Source organism: Citrobacter sp. RHBSTW-00599 (genome assembly GCF_013784065.1).
Classification (GTDB): Bacteria; Pseudomonadota; Gammaproteobacteria; order Enterobacterales; family Enterobacteriaceae; genus Citrobacter; species Citrobacter braakii.
Genome location: NZ_CP056717.1, coordinates 4545554 through 4563895 on the forward strand (window position 1 = coordinate 4545554; position 18342 = coordinate 4563895).

General features: G+C 53.2%; 19 protein-coding genes. 9 read left to right on the forward strand and 10 right to left on the reverse strand.

The window, feature by feature from the left end; translation table 11 throughout:
- Nucleotides 1-146 precede the first annotated feature (146 nt).
- Both msrA and HV243_RS22055 read left to right on the forward strand, forming a co-directional pair.
- Nucleotides 147-785 (forward strand): peptide-methionine (S)-S-oxide reductase MsrA, encoded by a 639-nt coding sequence (gene msrA / locus HV243_RS22050; RefSeq protein ID WP_046275831.1) that lies wholly within the window; start codon nt 147-149, stop codon nt 783-785.
- A 152-nt stretch (nt 786-937) separates the two neighbouring features.
- Nucleotides 938-2278, forward strand: a complete 1341-nt coding sequence (locus tag HV243_RS22055) for a hemolysin family protein (RefSeq protein ID WP_003830418.1) — start codon at nt 938-940, stop codon at nt 2276-2278.
- Between the two features lie 67 nt (nt 2279-2345).
- Here the strand turns inward: HV243_RS22055 and HV243_RS22060 are convergent, their stop codons facing one another.
- The gene (locus HV243_RS22060; RefSeq protein WP_003025710.1) at nt 2346-2552 is read right to left on the reverse strand and encodes a DUF1107 domain-containing protein; all 207 of its coding nucleotides are present in this window, start codon (nt 2550-2552) and stop codon (nt 2346-2348) included.
- Nucleotides 2553-2879: 327 nt separating this feature from the next.
- Here HV243_RS22060 and HV243_RS22065 point away from each other — a divergent pair, with 327 nt between their 5' ends.
- Nucleotides 2880-3437 (forward strand): YtfJ family protein, encoded by a 558-nt coding sequence (locus HV243_RS22065; protein WP_047358569.1) that lies wholly within the window; start codon nt 2880-2882, stop codon nt 3435-3437.
- On the opposite strand, the gene cysQ is transcribed toward HV243_RS22065, so the two are convergent.
- Nucleotides 3427-4167, reverse strand: coding sequence for a 3'(2'),5'-bisphosphate nucleotidase CysQ (gene cysQ / locus HV243_RS22070; RefSeq protein WP_016151445.1), 741 nt, complete (start codon nt 4165-4167; stop codon nt 3427-3429). The genes HV243_RS22065 and cysQ overlap by 11 nt on opposite strands.
- 187 nt (nt 4168-4354) lie before the next feature.
- Here cysQ and cpdB point away from each other — a divergent pair, with 187 nt between their 5' ends.
- Nucleotides 4355-6298 carry a 2',3'-cyclic-nucleotide 2'-phosphodiesterase gene (gene cpdB / locus HV243_RS22075; protein WP_016155525.1) on the forward strand — a complete coding sequence of 648 codons (1944 nt, stop codon included), beginning with the start codon at nt 4355-4357 and terminating at the stop codon, nt 6296-6298.
- 48 nt (nt 6299-6346) lie between these two features.
- Here the strand turns inward: cpdB and HV243_RS22080 are convergent, their stop codons facing one another.
- On the reverse strand, nt 6347-6751 hold the full coding sequence (locus HV243_RS22080) for a helix-turn-helix domain-containing protein (protein ID WP_016151443.1): 405 nt from the start codon (nt 6749-6751) through the stop codon (nt 6347-6349).
- 85 nt (nt 6752-6836) lie between these two features.
- On the opposite strand from HV243_RS22080, the gene HV243_RS22085 reads away from it, so the two are divergent.
- The 3 genes from HV243_RS22085 (at nt 6837) to HV243_RS22095 (ending at nt 9633) form a co-directional block, all read left to right on the forward strand.
- Complete coding sequence (locus HV243_RS22085; RefSeq protein WP_016151442.1) at nt 6837-7685, forward strand: SDR family oxidoreductase; 849 nt, start codon at nt 6837-6839, stop codon at nt 7683-7685.
- Nucleotides 7686-7766: 81 nt separating this feature from the next.
- Nucleotides 7767-8591 carry an AraC family transcriptional regulator gene (locus tag HV243_RS22090; protein ID WP_016155523.1) on the forward strand — a complete coding sequence of 275 codons (825 nt, stop codon included), beginning with the start codon at nt 7767-7769 and terminating at the stop codon, nt 8589-8591.
- A gap of 76 nt (nt 8592-8667) precedes the next feature.
- Nucleotides 8668-9633 carry a DMT family transporter gene (locus HV243_RS22095; RefSeq protein WP_053389021.1) on the forward strand — a complete coding sequence of 322 codons (966 nt, stop codon included), beginning with the start codon at nt 8668-8670 and terminating at the stop codon, nt 9631-9633.
- Nucleotides 9634-9696: 63 nt separating this feature from the next.
- Here the strand turns inward: HV243_RS22095 and HV243_RS22100 are convergent, their stop codons facing one another.
- Nucleotides 9697-11250: a methyl-accepting chemotaxis protein gene (locus HV243_RS22100; protein WP_053389020.1), complete on the reverse strand. Its 1554-nt coding sequence runs from the start codon at nt 11248-11250 to the stop codon at nt 9697-9699.
- 975 nt (nt 11251-12225) lie between these two features.
- Here HV243_RS22100 and ytfE point away from each other — a divergent pair.
- Nucleotides 12226-12888 carry an iron-sulfur cluster repair protein YtfE gene (ytfE, locus tag HV243_RS22105; RefSeq protein ID WP_003025690.1) on the forward strand — a complete coding sequence of 221 codons (663 nt, stop codon included), beginning with the start codon at nt 12226-12228 and terminating at the stop codon, nt 12886-12888.
- A gap of 80 nt (nt 12889-12968) precedes the next feature.
- On the opposite strand, the gene cycA is transcribed toward ytfE, so the two are convergent.
- Nucleotides 12969-14378: a D-serine/D-alanine/glycine transporter gene (gene cycA, locus HV243_RS22110; protein WP_016151437.1), complete on the reverse strand. Its 1410-nt coding sequence runs from the start codon at nt 14376-14378 to the stop codon at nt 12969-12971.
- Nucleotides 14379-14687: 309 nt separating this feature from the next.
- Nucleotides 14688-15308: an FKBP-type peptidyl-prolyl cis-trans isomerase gene (fklB, locus tag HV243_RS22115; RefSeq protein ID WP_003025685.1), complete on the reverse strand. Its 621-nt coding sequence runs from the start codon at nt 15306-15308 to the stop codon at nt 14688-14690.
- Nucleotides 15309-15527: 219 nt separating this feature from the next.
- Here fklB and HV243_RS22120 point away from each other — a divergent pair, with 219 nt between their 5' ends.
- Nucleotides 15528-16178 (forward strand): OapA family protein, encoded by a 651-nt coding sequence (locus HV243_RS22120; RefSeq protein ID WP_016151435.1) that lies wholly within the window; start codon nt 15528-15530, stop codon nt 16176-16178.
- A gap of 54 nt (nt 16179-16232) precedes the next feature.
- Here HV243_RS22120 and HV243_RS22125 read toward each other — a convergent pair whose 3' ends face one another.
- From HV243_RS22125 to priB, 4 genes are all read right to left on the reverse strand, one after another.
- A complete protein-coding gene (locus HV243_RS22125; RefSeq protein WP_016151434.1) occupies nt 16233-17156 on the reverse strand; it encodes a DMT family transporter in 924 nt (307 codons plus the stop codon).
- Nucleotides 17157-17299: 143 nt separating this feature from the next.
- Nucleotides 17300-17749, reverse strand: coding sequence for a 50S ribosomal protein L9 (rplI, locus tag HV243_RS22130; protein WP_003025676.1), 450 nt, complete (start codon nt 17747-17749; stop codon nt 17300-17302).
- 41 nt (nt 17750-17790) lie between these two features.
- Nucleotides 17791-18018 (reverse strand): 30S ribosomal protein S18, encoded by a 228-nt coding sequence (gene rpsR, locus HV243_RS22135; RefSeq protein WP_000135199.1) that lies wholly within the window; start codon nt 18016-18018, stop codon nt 17791-17793.
- A gap of 4 nt (nt 18019-18022) precedes the next feature.
- On the reverse strand, nt 18023-18337 hold the full coding sequence (gene priB, locus HV243_RS22140) for a primosomal replication protein N (protein WP_003025674.1): 315 nt from the start codon (nt 18335-18337) through the stop codon (nt 18023-18025).
- Between the last annotated feature and the right edge of the window lie 5 nt (nt 18338-18342).

Below are 18342 nucleotides of genomic sequence, written 5' to 3' on the forward strand. Positions count from 1 at the left end.
AAAAAATCAACAATAAGAGTTGAAAAACAGACGACAACCCAAATATTTCTTATGTTTAACTCTAGACGTATTCACGCCGTTTATTGTGGGCAAAGACGCGTCTCGTTACAACCTTAACCCAAATGACTGATTTCGGGAGAACGGCCATGAGTTTATTTGATAGAAAGCATCTTGTTACTCAAGCAGATGCCCTACCTGGACGCAACACCCCGATGCCAGTGGCAACGCTGCATGCGGTTAACCAACATTCGATGACCAACGTGCCCGACGGTATGGAGATAGCCTTTTTCGCCATGGGATGTTTCTGGGGCGTTGAACGTTTATTCTGGTCATTACCCGGGGTATACAGCACAGCGGCCGGATATACCGGCGGCTACACCCCTAACCCAACCTATCGGGAAGTGTGTTCCGGCGATACCGGACACGCCGAAGCGGTACGCGTCGTCTATGATCCGCATGTTATCAGCTACGAGCAACTGCTGCAGGTGTTCTGGGAAAATCACGACCCGGCGCAGGGCATGCGTCAGGGGAACGACCAGGGGACGCAGTATCGCTCCGCCATTTACCCGTTAACACCGGAGCAAACCGTCGCGGCACAGGCAAGCCTTGAGCGTTTTCAGGCAGCAATGACCGCCGCTGGCGACGAGCGCACTATTACAACGGAAATCACTACCGCAACCCCGTTCTACTATGCCGAGGACGACCACCAGCAGTATCTGCATAAAAATCCTTATGGGTACTGTGGCATTGGCGGGATTGGCGTTTGTCTGCCGCCACAAGGATAATCGCCACCCTCTGGCGGCTTTACAGTACCTTACGCTATACTAGCTCCTGAAATTGCCGGTCCACTCCCTTCGGACCGGTTTTCAATGTGTATTTCACACGGATTTATCAATTTATCCCTTCCGAGGATCTGGCCTTAACGGTCGGATAAGATATGTTAAACAGTATTTTAGTCATTCTCTGCCTGATCGCCGTGAGTGCGTTTTTCTCGATATCCGAGATCTCGCTTGCTGCATCACGCAAAATAAAACTTAAACTGCTTGCCGATGAAGGCAACGTAAACGCACAACGTGTTTTGAAGATGCAGGAAAACCCCGGCATGTTTTTTACCGTCGTGCAAATTGGCCTTAACGCGGTCGCTATTCTCGGTGGTATTGTCGGTGATGCGGCATTCTCCCCGGCGTTTTACAGCCTTTTCTCGAAGTACTTCACTCCAGAGCTGTCCGAACAGTTAAGCTTTATTCTGTCGTTCTCGCTGGTTACTGGCCTGTTCATCCTGTTCGCGGATTTAACTCCGAAACGCATCGGTATGATTGCGCCAGAAGCTGTGGCTTTGCGTATCATCAACCCGATGCGCTTCTGCCTGCTCGTCTTCCGCCCGCTGGTGTGGTTCTTCAACGGTCTGGCAAATAACATCTTCCGTCTGTTTAAGATCCCGATGGTGCGTAAAGACGACATCACCTCGGACGATATTTACGCCGTGGTCGAAGCGGGTGCGTTGGCGGGGGTTCTGCGTAAGCAGGAACATGAGCTGATTGAAAATGTGTTCGAACTGGAATCCCGTACCGTACCGTCTTCCATGACCTCGCGCGAGAATATTATCTGGTTCGATCTCCACGAAGATGAGCAAAGCCTGAAGAACAAGGTGGCGGAACATCCACACTCCAAATTCCTGGTGTGTAACGAAGATATCGACCACATCATTGGCTATGTCGATTCAAAGGATCTCCTCAACCGCGTACTGGCGAACCAAAGCATGGCGCTGAACAGTGGCGTACAGATCCGCAATACGCTGATTGTGCCGGATACGCTGACGCTCTCTGAAGCGCTGGAAAGCTTCAAAACCGCAGGCGAAGACTTTGCCGTCATCATGAACGAGTACGCACTGGTGGTGGGGATTATCACGCTCAACGACGTTATGACTACGCTGATGGGCGATTTAGTCGGTCAGGGTCTGGAAGAGCAGATCGTGGCGCGCGATGAAAACTCATGGTTAGTCGATGGCGGTACGCCGATTGATGACGTTATGCGCGTCCTGGATATCGATGAGTTCCCGCAGTCCGGCAACTATGAAACCATCGGCGGCTTTATGATGTTCATGCTGCGTAAAATCCCGAAACGCACCGACTCGGTGAAGTATTCAGGCTACAAATTTGAAGTGGTGGATATCGATAACTACAAGATCGATCAGCTGCTGGTGACGCGTCTGGACAGTAAACCTACCGTACTGGTACCGAAACTGCCGGATGCAAAAGAAGAGGCAAAGGCGTCTTAACGTCCTGCAGAAACATCAACGGCTCCCATCCAGGAGCCGTTTTTTTAACTACCGCATAGCACTTTGATCAAGCCATCTCAGTTTGCAGACGCAAGACCTGACGGTTAACTTCGGACATCACGGAAAAATGCAGTTTGTCCTTCACTTTTGGGATAAGAATCTTACCCTTATCAAATTCAAAAGCGCCTACATCCTTGATATATAACCGTCCACGAAACAGGATCTTCACGTACTTCGCCACCTGCAGCGGGTTGTATCGTTGGAAAATTTTCATTGTTGTCTCCTGCTGAGCATTACGCCTTTGCGGTACCACAATCGGTCCGACAATCCTCAGGCGCAAATTTTAATGCCCTATGACTATAGACTATCTCGCTCATGTTTCCAGCGTGTATAAGTTTATTTACCTTCAGGTTACAAATATTCAGAATTATCTTTTCAACGCTTCGCTGTCTTCAGTATAAGCCTTCATTTTTCGCAGGATTTGTGCGCCCGTCCGCAAACTGGCATCGCGCTTGCGGGAAAAAGCATCAATCGCACATATGATTAAATTCCAGACCCAAGTGGTCGGATCACCTGCAAAATAAAGAAAGAAGGAAAACCTATGACCTTACAAAAACTGCTGGCGCTGTCGTGCCTGCTGCTGCCGATGATTGCCGGTGCGCATTCGTTTGAGACCAACCAGCGCGTACCGCCGGTGGGGATCGCCGATCGCGGCGAACTGATTCTCGATAACGATAAGTTTAGCTACAAAAGCTGGAATAGCGCGCAGTTGCCAGGGAAAGTGCGAATTGTGCAACACATTGCCGGACGCACCTCCGCCAAAGAGAAAAATGCTACGCTGATCGAGGCAATCAAGGCGGCCAACCTGCCGCACGACAAATACCAGACCACCACGATCGTCAACACCGATGACGCCATTCCTGGCTCCGGTATGTTTGTACGCAGCAGTCTGGAGAGCAATAAGAAGCTCTACCCGTGGTCACAATTTATTGTCGACAGCAATGGCATTGCGCGTAAAGCCTGGCAACTGGATGAAGAGAGCTCCGCTATCGCCGTACTTGATAAGGACGGACGCGTTCAGTGGGCAAAAGATGGTGCGTTAACGCAGGAAGAGGTGCAGCAGGTTATTGCCCTGCTGCACAAATTACTCAGTAAATAGCGACGCGGAAGCCGGGGTTGAGGAATGATTCACGTGGGGTGTAATCCAGAGATTTCCCCTGCCAGTCGTGAACGTGCGCCCCGGCTGCGGCGGCAACAGCGTGGCCAGCGGCGGTGTCCCATACGTTAGTTGGCCCAAAACGTGGGTACAGCTGTGCCTGCCCTTCCGCCACCAGGCAGAACTTCAGCGATGAGCCAATCGACGTGGTCTGGTGCTCACCCAACTGTTGCAGATACTCTTTTAACTCATTGTCAGCATGCGAGCGGCTAATCACCACCAACGGCGGACGCGCGTCACGAACATGGATTTGTTTGCGCACGCCGCACTCTTCTTTCCACGCTTTACCTTCTGCCGCGCTGTACATCACTTTCATCACCGGCGCGTAAACCACGCCCAGTACCGGCTTTCCTTGCTCGATAAGCGCAATATTGACGGTGAATTCACCGTTACGCTTAATGAACTCTTTGGTACCGTCCAGCGGGTCTACCAGCCAGTAGCGCTGCCAGTGCTGGCGAACATCCCAGCCAGGAGGCGCTTCTTCAGACAGGACCGGAATATCCGGCGTCAGCGCCAGTAATCCTTCGAGGATCACCGTATGCGCGGCGATATCCGCCGCCGTGACCGGAGAATCGTCCTGCTTGCTGGTAATCTCCATCGGTTTGATTCCATCGTAGACCTGCATAATGGCATCGCCCGCATTCCGTGCAAGCTGGCATACATGTTCTAACATTCTCCACCTCGTTTCTGTCGTGGTGTTAACTCGTTGTTTTACTTATACCCGATCGCCAAAGGATCCGCCAACTGTGATAGCGTCTGCGGTTTTAAACGCTATATTCATGTCATGATTCACAGTTCTGTAAGCAAGAAGATTTATATACATTTTCTTTTGTGGCTTAGATCTTAAAAGGATGCCCCTGATGATTAAGTTTAGTGCAACGTTTCTGGCCACGCTGATTGCAGCCAGCGTCAATGCCGCGACCGTCGATCTGCGCATAATGGAAACCACTGATTTACATAGCAATATGATGGATTTCGATTATTACAAAGATACGCCGACTGAAAAATTTGGCCTGGTTCGTACGGCAAGCCTGATCAACGCAGCACGTGGTGAAGTCAAAAACAGCGTGCTGGTTGATAACGGTGATCTGATTCAGGGCAGCCCGCTCGGGGATTATATGGCGGCCAAGGGGCTGAAAGCGGGCGAAACGCATCCGGTATATAAGGCACTGAATACGCTGGATTACGCAGTGGGTAACCTTGGCAACCATGAATTTAACTACGGTCTTGAGTATCTGCACAACGCGCTAGCCGGGGCGAAGTTCCCTTACGTTAACGCCAATATCATCGACGTTAAGACCAAAAAGCCGCTATTTACTCCTTATCTAATCAAAGAGACTGAGGTTGTCGATCAGGAAGGAAACAAGCAGACGCTGAAAATTGGCTATATCGGTTTTGTGCCGCCGCAGATCATGACCTGGGATAAAGCCAACCTCAGCGGCAAAGTGACGGTGAATGACATTACGGAAACCGCACGTAAATACGTGCCGGAAATGCGAGCCAAAGGTGCCGATGTCGTGGTGGTGGTTGCTCACTCCGGGCTTTCTGCCGACCCATACCAGGCGATGGCGGAAAACTCCGTTTACTACCTCAGTGAAGTTCCGGGCGTGGATGCCATTATGTTTGGTCACGCTCACGCCGTTTTCCCGGGGAAAGACTTTGCCAACATCAAAGGCGCAGATATCACAACAGGCACGCTCAATGGCGTTCCTGCGGTGATGCCGGGCATGTGGGGCGATCACCTGGGGGTGGTGGATTTAGTGCTGAATAACGACAGCGGTAAATGGCAGGTTACGCAGGGGAAAGCGCAGGCGCGCCCGATTTATGACGCCGCGGCCAAAAAATCACTGGCTGGCGAAGACCAAAAAATCGTTGAGATCCTAAAAGCCGATCACGATGCCACGCGTGAATTTGTCAGCAAACCAATCGGTAAATCTGCCGACAACATGTACAGCTATCTGGCGCTGGTTCAGGACGACCCGACCGTGCAGGTGGTGAATAACGCGCAGAAAGCCTATGTGGAACATTTTATCCAGGGCGATCCGGACCTGGCAAAACTACCGGTACTTTCCGCCGCTGCGCCGTTTAAAGTCGGTGGACGCAAGAACGATCCGGCCAGCTTTGTCGAAGTCGAAAAAGGTCAGCTTACCTTCCGTAACGCCGCTGATTTGTATCTCTATCCCAATACCCTGGTCGTGGTGAAAGCCAGCGGTAAAGAGGTGAAAGAGTGGCTGGAATGTTCTGCCGGGCAGTTTAATCAGATTGATATCCACAGCAGCAAACCACAGTCGTTAATTAACTGGGATGGCTTCCGTACCTATAACTTCGACGTGATTGACGGCGTGAATTATCAGATTGATGTTTCACAACCCGCTCGCTATGACGGTGAATGCCAGACGATTAACCCGCAAGCGGAGCGTATTAAAAATCTGACCTTTAACGGCAAACCGATCGATCCGAACGCAACCTTCCTCGTCGCGACCAACAACTACCGCGCCTACGGCGGTAAGTTTGCCGGGACCGGCGACAGCCACATCGCGTTTGCATCACCAGATGAAAACCGCTCGGTGCTGGCAGCATGGATAGGTTCCCAGACAAAGAGCGCAGGCGAAATTCATCCGGCGGCAGATAACAACTGGCGTTTGGCGCCGATTCACAGCGAGACACAACTGGATATTCGCTTTGAAACATCACCGTCTGATAAAGCCGCTGCGTTTATCAAAGAGAAAGGCCAGTATCCACTGAAGAAAGTCGCTACCGATGACATCGGCTTCGCCATTTATCAGTTGGATTTGAGTAAGTAAGACCACGCCGGGTGGCGCTGCGCCATCCGGCAAGCCCGACCAGGTCGTTTACGCTGATGCCGGGACGTCTTCGTTCTTAACGGTATGATTTGCCAAAACCTGCGGCAAATTCACCTCTATCCAGTCCGCCAGCGCTGCGACTTTTTCGCTCACCTGCTCACCCAACGGTGTCAGGCTATACTCCACATGCGGCGGTACCACCGGATATGACACCCGATTGATAAACCCGTCCTGTTCTAACGCCTGCAGGGATTGCGCCAGCATTTTTTCACTGACGCCGCCCATCTTACGGCGCAAATCGCTGAAACGGTGCGTACCGTCGCGCAGCGCCACCAGAATCAATACACCCCAGCGGCTGGTGACGTGTTTTAACACCTCGCGGGAGGGACACTGCTCGGCAAACAAGTTGCCATCACGTAATTGCTGGGAGAGCGTCAAAGCTGTCATTTTCATACTAACCTTTTTGTACGTACTTACCAAAAGTAAGTTTAGGTGTTAATGTGATTAAACACAAGACCAATACCAAAGGAGTTATCCTATGATCGCGATTACTGGTGCCACTGGCCAACTGGGCCAACACGTTATTGAAACGCTACTGAAAACCGTTCCTGCCAGCCAGATTGTGGCTATTGTGCGTAATCCTGCTAAAGCGACGGCGCTTAGCCAGCAGGGCATTACCGTTCGTCAGGCGGATTACAGTGATGAAGCTGCCTTTACCACGGCCTTACAGGGGATAGACAAGTTACTGCTAATCTCCTCCAGCGAAGTGGGACAACGTGCCCCGCAGCATCGCAACGTGATTAACGCGGCGAAAGCGGCCCACGTGAAATTTATCGCCTACACCAGCCTGCTGCACGCCGATCGCTCCCCGCTGGGGCTGGCTGATGAGCATGTCGCAACCGAGAAGATGCTGGCTGAATCCGGTATCGCGTACGCGCTGCTGCGTAACGGTTGGTACACCGAAAACTATCTCGCCAGCGCACCAGCCGCGCTGGAACACGGCGTGTTTATTGGGGCGGCGGGAGAAGGCAAAATCGCCTCGGCGACCCGTGCCGACTATGCCGCTGCCGCCGCGCGCGTCATCAGTGAAGACGGTCATGCCGGTAAAATCTATGAACTGGCGGGCGACGCAGGCTGGACCCTGAGCCAGCTGGCGGCCGAACTGGCAAAACAGAGCGGTAAAAAAGTGGTGTATCAAAACCTGAGCGAAGCTGATTTTGCCGCCGCGCTGAAAAGTGTAGGTCTGCCTGCCGGACTGGCGGACATGCTGGCTGACTCAGACGTTGGTGCCTCTAAAGGTGGCCTCTTCGACGACAGCCATACGCTGAGCAAACTGATTGGTCGCCCAACCACGTCGCTGGCAGACAGCGTCAAAAGCATCGTGTAAGTGTTAAAAATTAGTTAATTGTGGTGGCATCCCCGCGCATCCTCTCTGATAATGACATGATGATGCGTGGGGAGAGAAGACGTGCAAGGTGTACCTGAGCAGTTTATTGATGAGAAAGACAGCGCCCGCTTTCGCCATCTGGCACAGGTGCCGGGCGTTGAGCTGTATCATGCGCACATCTCGCGTTACGCCTTTGAACCCCACACCCATGAAGCGTTTGGTATTGGCGCGATAGAAGCCGGAGCCGAACGTTTTCGCTATCGCGGCACGCAGTACGTGGCCCCCGCCCATTCCGTCGTCACCATGAATCCCGATGAGCTACATACCGGCGAAGCGGAAACCGCCGACGGCTGGCGCTATCGGATGATCTATCTTGAGCCCGATCTTCTGGAAGAAGTCACCGGGATCCGCCACTGGTGGTTTCATGACGTAACGCGCCACGATCCGCTACGCTCGCGCCAGATCTGCTCGCTGATCCATGGCCTGTGGAACACTGAGGATCCGCTGGCGCAAAAAGGGCTATTACTCGATCTGATCGACACGTTCCAGCCGCTGGCCCGCCATGCGCCGGTATTACCGGAGGGAGCGCATCGCTTTGAACGGGTACGCGAGTATTTGCACGATAATTATATGCACCCGGTCACGCTCGACGAACTGGCGCGGGTTGCAGCGCTGAGTCCCTGGCATTTTCAGCGCCAGTTTAAATCTCATTTCCACGTCACGCCGCACCAGATGCTGATGGCTATCCGCCTGTGGCGAGCCAAAGGTTTTCTCACTCACGGAATGCCCGCCGCGGAGGTCGCTGCCGCAACCGGCCTCACCGACCAGTCGCATCTCACCCGCGCGTTTACCCATCGCTACGGTATTACGCCGGTACGTTATCAGAAACAAGTCGTCCGGCGTTGAACAGCAATCTCATACAATACGGCTGCATTTTTCCTGCCTACACTCGACTTATTGTTAAGCGATGTGGATGTCAAAAATGATTAGCGGCGTGTTGTATGCCCTGCTGGCTGGGCTGATGTGGGGATTAATTTTTGTTGGGCCGCTGATCGTACCGGAATATCCGGCGGTATTGCAGTCGATGGGGCGCTATCTGGCGCTGGGGCTAATAGCGTTGCCGATTGCCTGGCTGGGGCGTGTACGCTTGCGTCAGTTGACGCGCAAAGACTGGGTCACTGCGCTGGCGCTAACGATGATGGGTAATCTGATTTATTACGTTTGCCTGGCAAGCGCCATCCAGCGCACTGGCGCGCCGGTTTCAACGATGATTATTGGTACATTGCCGGTTGTGATCCCGGTCTTCGCTAACCTGCTCTACAGCCAGCGCGACGGCAAATTATCATGGTGGCGTCTGTCGCCTGCGCTGGTGCTGATTGGTATCGGTCTGCTGTGCGTGAATATCTCGGAGCTGAATCAAGGCTTACCCGACTTTAGCGGCTGGCGTTATGGTTCTGGAATCGCGCTGGCGCTGATCTCGGTAGTGTGTTGGGCGTGGTATGCGCTGCGTAATGCCCGCTGGCTGCGCGAGAATCCAGATAAGCACCCGATGATGTGGGCGACGGCCCAGGCACTGGTAACGTTGCCTGTTTCTCTGCTCGGTTATATTGCAGCCTGCCTGTGGCTGAACGGACAAACGCCGGACTTTGCCCTGCCCTTCGGCCCGCGTCCGGGCGTGTTTATCGGCCTGATGATAGCGATTGCGGTATTGTGTTCGTGGGTTGGCGCACTGTGCTGGAACGTCGCCAGCCAAAAATTGCCGACGGTGATCCTCGGCCCGCTGATTGTCTTCGAAACGCTGGCTGGCCTGGTGTACACCTTTATCCTGCGCCAGGAATTCCCGACGCTGCTGACGGTAAGCGGCATTGCGCTGCTGATTGTTGGGGTGGTGATAGCCGTCAGAGCCAAACCACAGAAACCAAGCGTCGTCGTGGTTCCACAATCATAATGGCCCGGACGGCGCTGCGCTAATCCGACCTACAAGATATTATTTTGTAGGCCGGAGTAGACGTTAAACTTTAAACACCGCTACGGTCTGATTCAGTCGTGCTGCCTGCTCTTCGAGCGCAGCGGCGGCGGAAGCGGACTCCTCCACCAGCGAGGCGTTTTGCTGCGTCACGCGATCCATCTCGGCAACCGCCTGACCTACCTGATCGATACCCCGGCTCTGTTCATCAGAAGCCGAGGCTATCTCGCCCATGATGTCGGTCACACGGGTCACGGCGCTCACAATTTCCGCCATCGTTTCACCCGCTTCATGCACCAGCGCCGTACCGGCATTTACCCGATTCCCCGAGTCATCAATCAGCGCCTTAATCTCTTTCGCCGCCTGAGCGCTACGCTGTGCCAGTGTACGGACCTCGCCAGCGACCACGGCAAACCCACGCCCCTGCTCGCCCGCACGCGCCGCTTCTACTGCCGCGTTCAGCGCCAGAATATTAGTCTGGAAGGCAATGCCGTCGATAACATTGGTAATTTGCGCGATTTTGCTGGAACTGGTGGCAATTTCATCCATCGTACGCACTACGCCATCAACCACGGTTCCGCCTTTCTGCGCCGTCTGTGAGGCATTTTTTGCCAGACTGGTCGCCTGACGCGCGTTATCCGCGTTCTGCTTCACGGTAGCGGTGAGTTGTTCCATGCTGGCAGCAGTCTCTTCCAGAGAGGCGGCCTGCTGCTCGGTACGTGAAGAGAGATCGTTACTGCCGGCGGCAATTTCACCTGCGCCGGTATAGATGGTGTCAGCCCCGTCACGCACCACGCTGACTGTGTTCGCCAGCGCCTGCTGCATGTCGCGAACGTTGACTGCCAGCAGCGCCATCTCATTGCTGCCATCGGCGTTGATGCTGTGCGTCAAATCACCCGCAGCAATGTGGCGAATATGCCCCATCACTTCGTGGAGAGGCTTGAGCAGCACTCGCTGCATTGCCAGCCAGCTGGCGATAATCACGGTGACGACAATCAGCATCACGGCGGATAACAGCCAGATTATCTTCTGGTAATCACTCTCATTGTCCTGCATTCCGGCAGTGGCCAGCGCCGTTTGCGCGCTACGCCATTCCCGATAGACTTCCTGCATGGCCGTTTGCTTTTGCTCGGCATTCTGCTTGAACATCTCTTCCAGCTTACCTTCAGCCAGCAGCGCGTTCATTTTAGCCAGCGTCGCAGAATAGATGCCGTACTGCTCTTCCAGTCGATCGGCCAGATGTTCATCAAGCCCCGGCGTTTCCGGCAGGGCGTAGTATTTATCGTAATGCTCTTTCGATTCGGCCAACAGGCGATTTGCCGTGTTCACCAGTTCCTTCAACTGACCGCCGTTAATCTCGCTAGCCATCGTTCCCTGTAAACGCAACATGCCCCGGTTGAGCGTGACGCGAGCCTGGTTCAGGCTAATCCACGCATCGGTAAACTCGGCCACGTTCTGGCTGGAAAGCTGAGAGACGTTAAAGTTTTGCTTATCGTTATTGAGCGCGCCAATAAAGACGCCCGCGGAGATGAGCTGCATCGCGCCCAGGGCGAGTAACACGGTGATAAGTAAGGTTATCACTTTGATTCGTTTAAACATCTGTAGCCTTTTATTATGCAGGTATTGTCTGAGGTCTAACTATCGGCAGCGGCGTGCGCTTATTTAATCCTGTCGCGCGGCTTTTTTCGCCGCCCCTCTCCTTTCTAATAAGATTCAGCACCTTAACGAAACAAGAAATTTTCGTGATATTCCTCACAAAACACCCCACCACGAAAGCAATACCGTTCAGTTAACTCCTCTGTATCAGAAATCATCAGCCTGTATTGGCGGAGGTGATGAACATGCTATCTCAGAGAAAGGGTTCCGTTCACCTCATGTTCATCGTTTCTCTGAAACACCAATTCCTGTGAACGTGTTAAGGGTACTATCGCCGTACCCTTAACAATCCCGGCTCCCGGCGGGAAAATTGCCGCTCCGCGGTCCCCTCCGTTTATTCCTCCAGGCTACCGGGCCGGGCGCGAGGTAGCGTCCCTGCAAAACGCGCCCTGAACCCGCATCCCTGCGGGTTCTCCCGGCCTTACGGAAACACGTCGGCAATTTTCAGCCGGACCAGCCCACACCTGACCCCCTGCGTTTTTTATCTGAACAGCAAAACAGATTTAACTGGAAGTCAGTGCGTTGCAGCGATGACCCCGGTCCGGCTGAAAATCGATGAGGCGTTGACGGCTGACCGGGTCTGCCCGCAGGGATGCGGGCAGAGGGGACGGCCTGCAGGGACGCAGGCCCGGCCCCGACCCGACAGGCAGACGGCATAAGACGAATGAATCGCGCAGCGACGATTTTCCCGCCGGGAGCCTGGGATGCAAGGGAGGCGGCGGTGAGCCTCTCTTGCACGTTCACGGGTATCTGAGCTTCAGAGAATTGATATCGCTGAGGTGAACGGAACCCTGAGCCGGAATCACATGTTCTCCATACATGCTTAACTGAACGGCATTGCACCCCGAAAGGGTTATATCCTTCGCCATAAGTTGCATTTAAAATACATCTTATATTATTGAGAATGAGGTAACGGCAATGTCTTATCGCGATCAACCTTTAGGTGAACTGGCGCTCTCTATTCCTCGCGCTTCGGCCCTGTTTCGTAAATACGATATGGATTACTGCTGCGGCGGTAAGCAAACGCTGGCACGCGCTGCTGCGCGTAAAGAGCTGGATTTAGACGTTATTGAGGCACAGCTCGCGCAGTTGGCTGAACAGCCGCTGGAGAAAGACTGGCGTACCGTGGCACTGGCTGAAATCATCGATCATATCATCGTGCGTTATCACGACAGACACCGCGAACAGCTGCCGGAACTGATTCTGCAGGCCACGAAAGTTGAACGCGTTCACGCAGATAAACCGAACGTACCACGCGGTCTGGCGAAAAACCTGACCATGCTGCATGAAGAGCTGTCCAGCCATATGATGAAAGAAGAGCAGATCCTGTTCCCGATGATCAAACAGGGCATGGGTAGCCAGGCGATGGGACCAATCAGCGTGATGGAAAGCGAACATGACGATGCCGGTGAACTGGTCGAAGTGATCAAACACATCACCCATAACGTGACGCCGCCGCCAGAAGCCTGCACCACCTGGAAAGCCATGTATAACGGCATTAACGAGATGATCGACGACTTGATGGAACACATCAGTCTGGAAAATAATGTGTTGTTCCCGCGAGCTCTCGCCGGGGAGTAAAGATATCGCCGGATAGCGCTAACGCGTATCCGGCCTACGGAATTCAGGCCCGGTAAGCATCGCGCTACCGGGCACTAAAATTAACGCATACCTGCCATACGTTTCTTACCGATAAACAACCAACCCAGACCCAGCGCGATGAACCACAGCGGCGTCACGATCAGCGCCTGGCGGGTATCATCTTCCAGCGTCAGCAGTACCAGTACGAAGACGAAGAACGCCATACATACCCAGCACATCAGCTTGCCTAGCGGCATCTTGTAGATTGATTTTTCATGCAGGTGCGGACGCTGCTTGCGGTACACCAGGTACGAGCAAAGAATGATGGTCCAGACGAACATGAACAGAATCGCCGACACGGTGGTGATCATGGTGAACGCGCCAATCACGCTCGGGTTCACGTAAAGCATCACCACGCCGCCCAGCAGACAGATACAGGAGAAGGTTAAACCTTTCGCCGGAACTGCGCGTTTAGACAGTTTGGCAAACGCTTTAGGCGCTACGCCTTCCTGTGCCAGGCCGAACAGCATACGGCTGGTAGAGAACACGCCACTATTTGCGGAAGAGGCAGCTGAAGTCAGCACCACAAAGTTGATCAGGCTCGCCGCGGCAGGCAGACCGACCAGCACAAACAGTTCAACGAATGGGCTCTTGGTTGGCACTACCGAGCTCCACGGTGTTACAGACATAATCACGATCAGCGCAAAAACGTAGAACATGATGATACGGATCGGAATCGAGTTAATGGCGCGCGGCAGAGATTTCTCTGGGTCCTTGGTTTCTGCAGCGGTCGTTCCCACCAGCTCAATACCCACAAACGCGAACACGGCTATCTGGAAGCCAGCAAAGAAGCCGCTCAGACCTTTCGGGAACCAGCCGCCATCATTCCACAGATGCGTGAACGATGCCTGAACGCCGGTTGGCGACTGGAAGTGCGTCAGCACCATCACCAGACCAACGACAATCAGGCCGATGATGGCGACGATTTTGATCATCGCAAACCAGAACTCCATCTCTCCGAACATTTTTACAGTGGCAAGGTTGAGGCTCAGCAGCAGCACGATCACCGCCAGCGAGGCGACCCAGTCTGAAAGTTCGGGGAACCAGAATTGCGCATACGCCGTAATGGCGACAACGTCTGCCATCCCGGTAACAACCCAGCAGAACCAGTAAGTCCAGCCGGTAAAATACCCGGCCCATGGCCCGAGCAGGTCAGAGGCGAAATCACTAAAAGATTTGTACTCCAGATTCGAGAGCAGCAATTCACCCATTGCACGCATCACGAAAAACAGCATAAAACCGATAATCATATACACAAAGATGATCGACGGTCCGGCGAGGCTGATGGTTTTACCAGAGCCCATAAACAGGCCGGTACCAATAGCACCACCAATAGCAATAAGTTGAATATGACGGTTTGTGAGATTGCGCCGTAGCGACTGTTCAGACGAAGCCTCTTCAGCGGCGTCGACTTTTACCTGATCTACCATGTTTTTTCTTCCTGTACCTGTCTGTGTTGTTCAGGCTCTACGGCCTTTAGTGTGTCTATGATACGACGTTCCTGATTATCAGGACTCATCGATATTAGGTAAGAATTGGCGGGATGAATACTAAGATTTAGATATAATGTTAATTTAATGTTTAAAGTGAGTGTCATATCACTCTGATAGCGCGAATCAGCTCACAAAAATACACGCTAACGAGGCATTTGCAAAATAAAATATCGACAACCACGTAACTATAGCTTTTCACGCTATTTTTTTGTTCCCCCCGGCCTCGGAGGGAACAGAAGTCACTGCTTACAGGATCTCAAGCAGCTCAACGTCGAACACCAGCGTGCTGAACGGAGGAATGGACGCGCCAGCGCCACGCTCGCCGTAAGCCAGTTCCTGAGGAATAGTCAGTTCCCATTTGGAACCTACCGGCATCAGGGTCAGCGCTTCAATCCAGCCAGGGATCACGCCGTTAACCGGGAATTCAGCCGGTTCGCCGCGTGCGACAGAGCTGTCAAACACGGTACCGTCGATCAGTTTACCGGTGTAGTGCACGCGAACGCGGTCAGTACGCGCAGGAATAGCACCTTCGCCCTGAGTCAGAACACGGAACTGCAAACCGGATTCAGTGCTGTTCACACCCTCTTTCTCACGGTTTTCTTCCAGATATTTGACGCCATCAGCCGCCATAGCCTGGAAACGCTCGCGACGTACTGCATCAGCGCGTTCGTGGATTTCACGCAGTGCGCGATGCACAACATCAACCGGCACTGCCGGGTGCTTACCTTCCAGCGCGTCAGCGATACCCGCTACCAGCGCTTCAGGCAACAGTCCTTCCAGTCCGGATTCACTCAGCTGTTGTCCTACCTGCAAACCAATGCCGTAGCTTGCTTGCGCTTCGATAGTGTCAAAAGTCGGGTTAGCCATCATATTTCCTTTCATCGGATGTAAAGTAGCGGGCAGCATATCAGCCATGCCGCATCCGGTAAAACTTTGTCTCGGGAACAGATGACAAATCGCGAGGAAACATAAACAATAGGAATACCCCGCGTTGACGTCACGAAAGCGGGTAATATGACGAACATCATAGCATTAGCCATCTATACTCTATGATCGAGGAACGAGACGCGGAGCAGGAGGAAAGCCATGCCCGGGCGCTTTGAATTAAAACCAACCCTGGCGAAAATCTGGCATGCACCGGACAATTTTCGCATTATGGATCCGCTACCGCCTATGCACCGACGCGGAATTATAATTGCTGCTATCGTGCTGGTGATAGGCTTCCTGCTGCCCTCCAGTGACACCAGCGATGCCCCTGTGGTTACGCGTACTGCCCAGTTGGATTTACAGTCACAGTCGCAGCCACCGACCGAAGCTCAACTGCAGGCACAGTTGGTCGCCCCGCAAAACGATCCGGGCCAGGTCGCTCCGCTTGCCCCAGAGCCAATCCAGGAAGGAGAACCAGACGCGCAGCCGCAGGCTCAGCAATCTCAGCCGCAGACGCAACCTTTCCAACAGGATAGTGGAATTGAGCAGCAGTGGCGCTCCTATCGCGTAGACTCGGGCAAAACGCTGGCGCAGGTATTCCGTGACCATAACCTCCCGCCAACCGATGTATACGCAATGGCGCAGGTTGAAGGTGCCGGAAAACCGCTGAGCAACCTGAAAGACGGCCAGATGGTACAAATCAGGCAGAATGCCAACGGCGTGGTAACGGGATTAACCATTGATACCGGTAATGGTCAGCAGGTACTGTTTACTCGACAACCTAACGGCAGTTTTATTCGCGCCCGTTAACCGGCACACCTGTAGACCTGATAAACACAGCGCATCAGACATCAAGGTGAAGCGTCAGCGCTTCACCTTGTTCACCCACCAGATCCCGGAACAGACCAGCACCAGCGCCAGCGCATATTTCCATTCGAGAATGTTTTCGCCGAGGAATATCGCCGACAGTACCGCCCCCGAAACCGGGATCAGGAAGTTAAACGGCGCAATCATCCCCACGCGGTTATGCTTGAGCAGAATACTCCACAACGCAAAAGCGACCGAAGAGAGTAACGTCAGGTAGCCCAGAATCGCCACTGAAGACGCGCCGTGTACGGTCAGCGTGCCGCCAAAAGCGTAGCCGCCGATAACCAGCGCCAGACCGCCGACACCCAACTGATATCCTGTCATTACCGTCGGGTCTACCGTCTGAGAAATGCGTTTACCGTATAACGTGGCGGCAGAAAGAATAAAGGCCGCCATCACCACTGAACCGTCCCCTAACAGGCTGAAGTTAAAATCCAGTCCGCTGCTAAAGTTCACCACCATTACGCCGGTAAAACCCAGGATACAGCCCAGCACTTTGTTGTAGCTCAGCTTGTCGTTCTGATAGATAAAATGGGCCAGAAGCACGCTGAAGAAGGTGCCGGTCGCGTTCATGATCGACCCTTTGACCCCCGTCGTGAACGCCAGGCCAATATAGAAGAAAATGTATTGCAGCGAGGTTTGCGTCAGTCCCAACAGCGTGAGCTGACCGTACTGACGCGGGCTTAACCGGCCAATCGGTTTACGCTGCGCCACCGCCAGCAATAGCAGCAATAATCCAGCAAACAGGAAGCGATAGCCGGCAAAGACAATTTTTGAGGGAATGTCATCCGTGGCAATCTGGAAGATCTCATATCCGCTTTTGATCGCCGGATAGGCGCTCCCCCACAGCAGACAGCAGAACGCTGCGCTCAGGTAGACAACATTTTTACGCGCAAACAGAGGTTGGTGCGTTGGTTCCATTCCATCACCACTTTGAAATAATGTTTTATTTTTATGATTATCCCGAAAAGGATAAAGAATAGCCAGAGCGAAAAGCGGAGGGAACAGAAAAGCAAAACGCCGACACAAGGCCGGCGCTTTTACGCGGTAATCAGAATAAAAACTTATTCTGCAACTACGTTTACAGTCAGCTTAGCAAACACTTCGCTGTGAACCTGGAAGCTCACTTCGTGCTCACCAGTGGTACGCAGAACGCCGTTCGGCAGACGAACTTCGCTCTTAGCTACTTCAACGCCAGCTGCAGTTACAGCGTCAGCGATGTCGCGAGTACCGATGGAACCGAACAGTTTACCTTCGTCGCCAGCTTTAGACGCGATGGTTACGGTTTCCAGTGCGTTGATTTTCTCAGCACGAGCTTCAGCAGCGGACAGAACGTCAGCCAGTTTAGCTTCCAGCTCAGCGCGACGCGCTTCGAAAAATTCAACGTTTTTCTTGGTAGCAGGAACAGCTTTACCCTGTGGTACCAGGAAGTTACGAGCATAGCCCGCTTTAACGTTAACCTGATCACCCAGGCTACCCAGGTTTGCTACTTTATCAAGCAGAATAACTTGCATTACCTTATCCTCTCAAAGTCGTATTAATGGACCGTGACCGATTACTGATGACGATCAGTGTACGGCAGCAGGGACAGGTAGCGAGCGCGTTTGATAGCGCGAGCCAGCTGACGCTGGTATTTTGCACGGGTACCGGTGATACGGCTTGGGACAATCTTACCGCTTTCGGTGATGTAGTTTTTCAGCGTAGCGATATCTTTATAGTCGATCTCTTGAACGCCTTCCGCGGTGAAACGGCAGAACTTGCGACGACGGAAATAACGTGCCATATGGCTAGTCTCCAGAATCTATCAATTCAATCTGCTCGGCATGCAGAACCATTTTGCTCAGGCCGTTCTTTGCCTTGTGGCAAGAGATGAACCCCTGAACGGTCACTGCGCTACCGACCGTTATACTGTGAGTAATGGCCTGGTTTTCGTGTCCGCTAATAATAACGGGCATTTGGCACCACGCCTGCCGGTGAAACCCGGCTTCCTCCTGCACAGAACGATGCTCAAGCACGAACTGGCAATGAGGAATTCCTGATGGACTGACCTTTCGAAGGGGAGCCCTGCACACGGTGCCGGACAACGCCAGACGGTTGGTCATCAGAA

What these genes read in the sequence shown, in the direction of transcription:
- msrA (WP_046275831.1), top strand. Translation starts at nt 147, where the DNA reads ATGAGTTTATTTGATAGAAAGCATCTTGTTACTCAAGCAGATGCCCTA.
- HV243_RS22055 (WP_003830418.1), top strand. Translation starts at nt 938, where the DNA reads ATGTTAAACAGTATTTTAGTCATTCTCTGCCTGATCGCCGTGAGTGCG.
- HV243_RS22060 (WP_003025710.1), bottom strand. Translation starts at nt 2,552, where the DNA reads ATGAAAATTTTCCAACGATACAACCCGCTGCAGGTGGCGAAGTACGTG.
- HV243_RS22065 (WP_047358569.1), top strand. Translation starts at nt 2,880, where the DNA reads ATGACCTTACAAAAACTGCTGGCGCTGTCGTGCCTGCTGCTGCCGATG.
- cysQ (WP_016151445.1), bottom strand. Translation starts at nt 4,167, where the DNA reads ATGTTAGAACATGTATGCCAGCTTGCACGGAATGCGGGCGATGCCATT.
- cpdB (WP_016155525.1), top strand. Translation starts at nt 4,355, where the DNA reads ATGATTAAGTTTAGTGCAACGTTTCTGGCCACGCTGATTGCAGCCAGC.
- HV243_RS22080 (WP_016151443.1), bottom strand. Translation starts at nt 6,751, where the DNA reads ATGAAAATGACAGCTTTGACGCTCTCCCAGCAATTACGTGATGGCAAC.
- HV243_RS22085 (WP_016151442.1), top strand. Translation starts at nt 6,837, where the DNA reads ATGATCGCGATTACTGGTGCCACTGGCCAACTGGGCCAACACGTTATT.
- HV243_RS22095 (WP_053389021.1), top strand. Translation starts at nt 8,668, where the DNA reads ATGATTAGCGGCGTGTTGTATGCCCTGCTGGCTGGGCTGATGTGGGGA.
- HV243_RS22100 (WP_053389020.1), bottom strand. Translation starts at nt 11,250, where the DNA reads ATGTTTAAACGAATCAAAGTGATAACCTTACTTATCACCGTGTTACTC.
- ytfE (WP_003025690.1), top strand. Translation starts at nt 12,226, where the DNA reads ATGTCTTATCGCGATCAACCTTTAGGTGAACTGGCGCTCTCTATTCCT.
- cycA (WP_016151437.1), bottom strand. Translation starts at nt 14,378, where the DNA reads ATGGTAGATCAGGTAAAAGTCGACGCCGCTGAAGAGGCTTCGTCTGAA.
- fklB (WP_003025685.1), bottom strand. Translation starts at nt 15,308, where the DNA reads ATGGCTAACCCGACTTTTGACACTATCGAAGCGCAAGCAAGCTACGGC.
- HV243_RS22120 (WP_016151435.1), top strand. Translation starts at nt 15,528, where the DNA reads ATGCCCGGGCGCTTTGAATTAAAACCAACCCTGGCGAAAATCTGGCAT.
- HV243_RS22125 (WP_016151434.1), bottom strand. Translation starts at nt 17,156, where the DNA reads ATGGAACCAACGCACCAACCTCTGTTTGCGCGTAAAAATGTTGTCTAC.
- rplI (WP_003025676.1), bottom strand. Translation starts at nt 17,749, where the DNA reads ATGCAAGTTATTCTGCTTGATAAAGTAGCAAACCTGGGTAGCCTGGGT.
- rpsR (WP_000135199.1), bottom strand. Translation starts at nt 18,018, where the DNA reads ATGGCACGTTATTTCCGTCGTCGCAAGTTCTGCCGTTTCACCGCGGAA.
- priB (WP_003025674.1), bottom strand. Translation starts at nt 18,337, where the DNA reads ATGACCAACCGTCTGGCGTTGTCCGGCACCGTGTGCAGGGCTCCCCTT.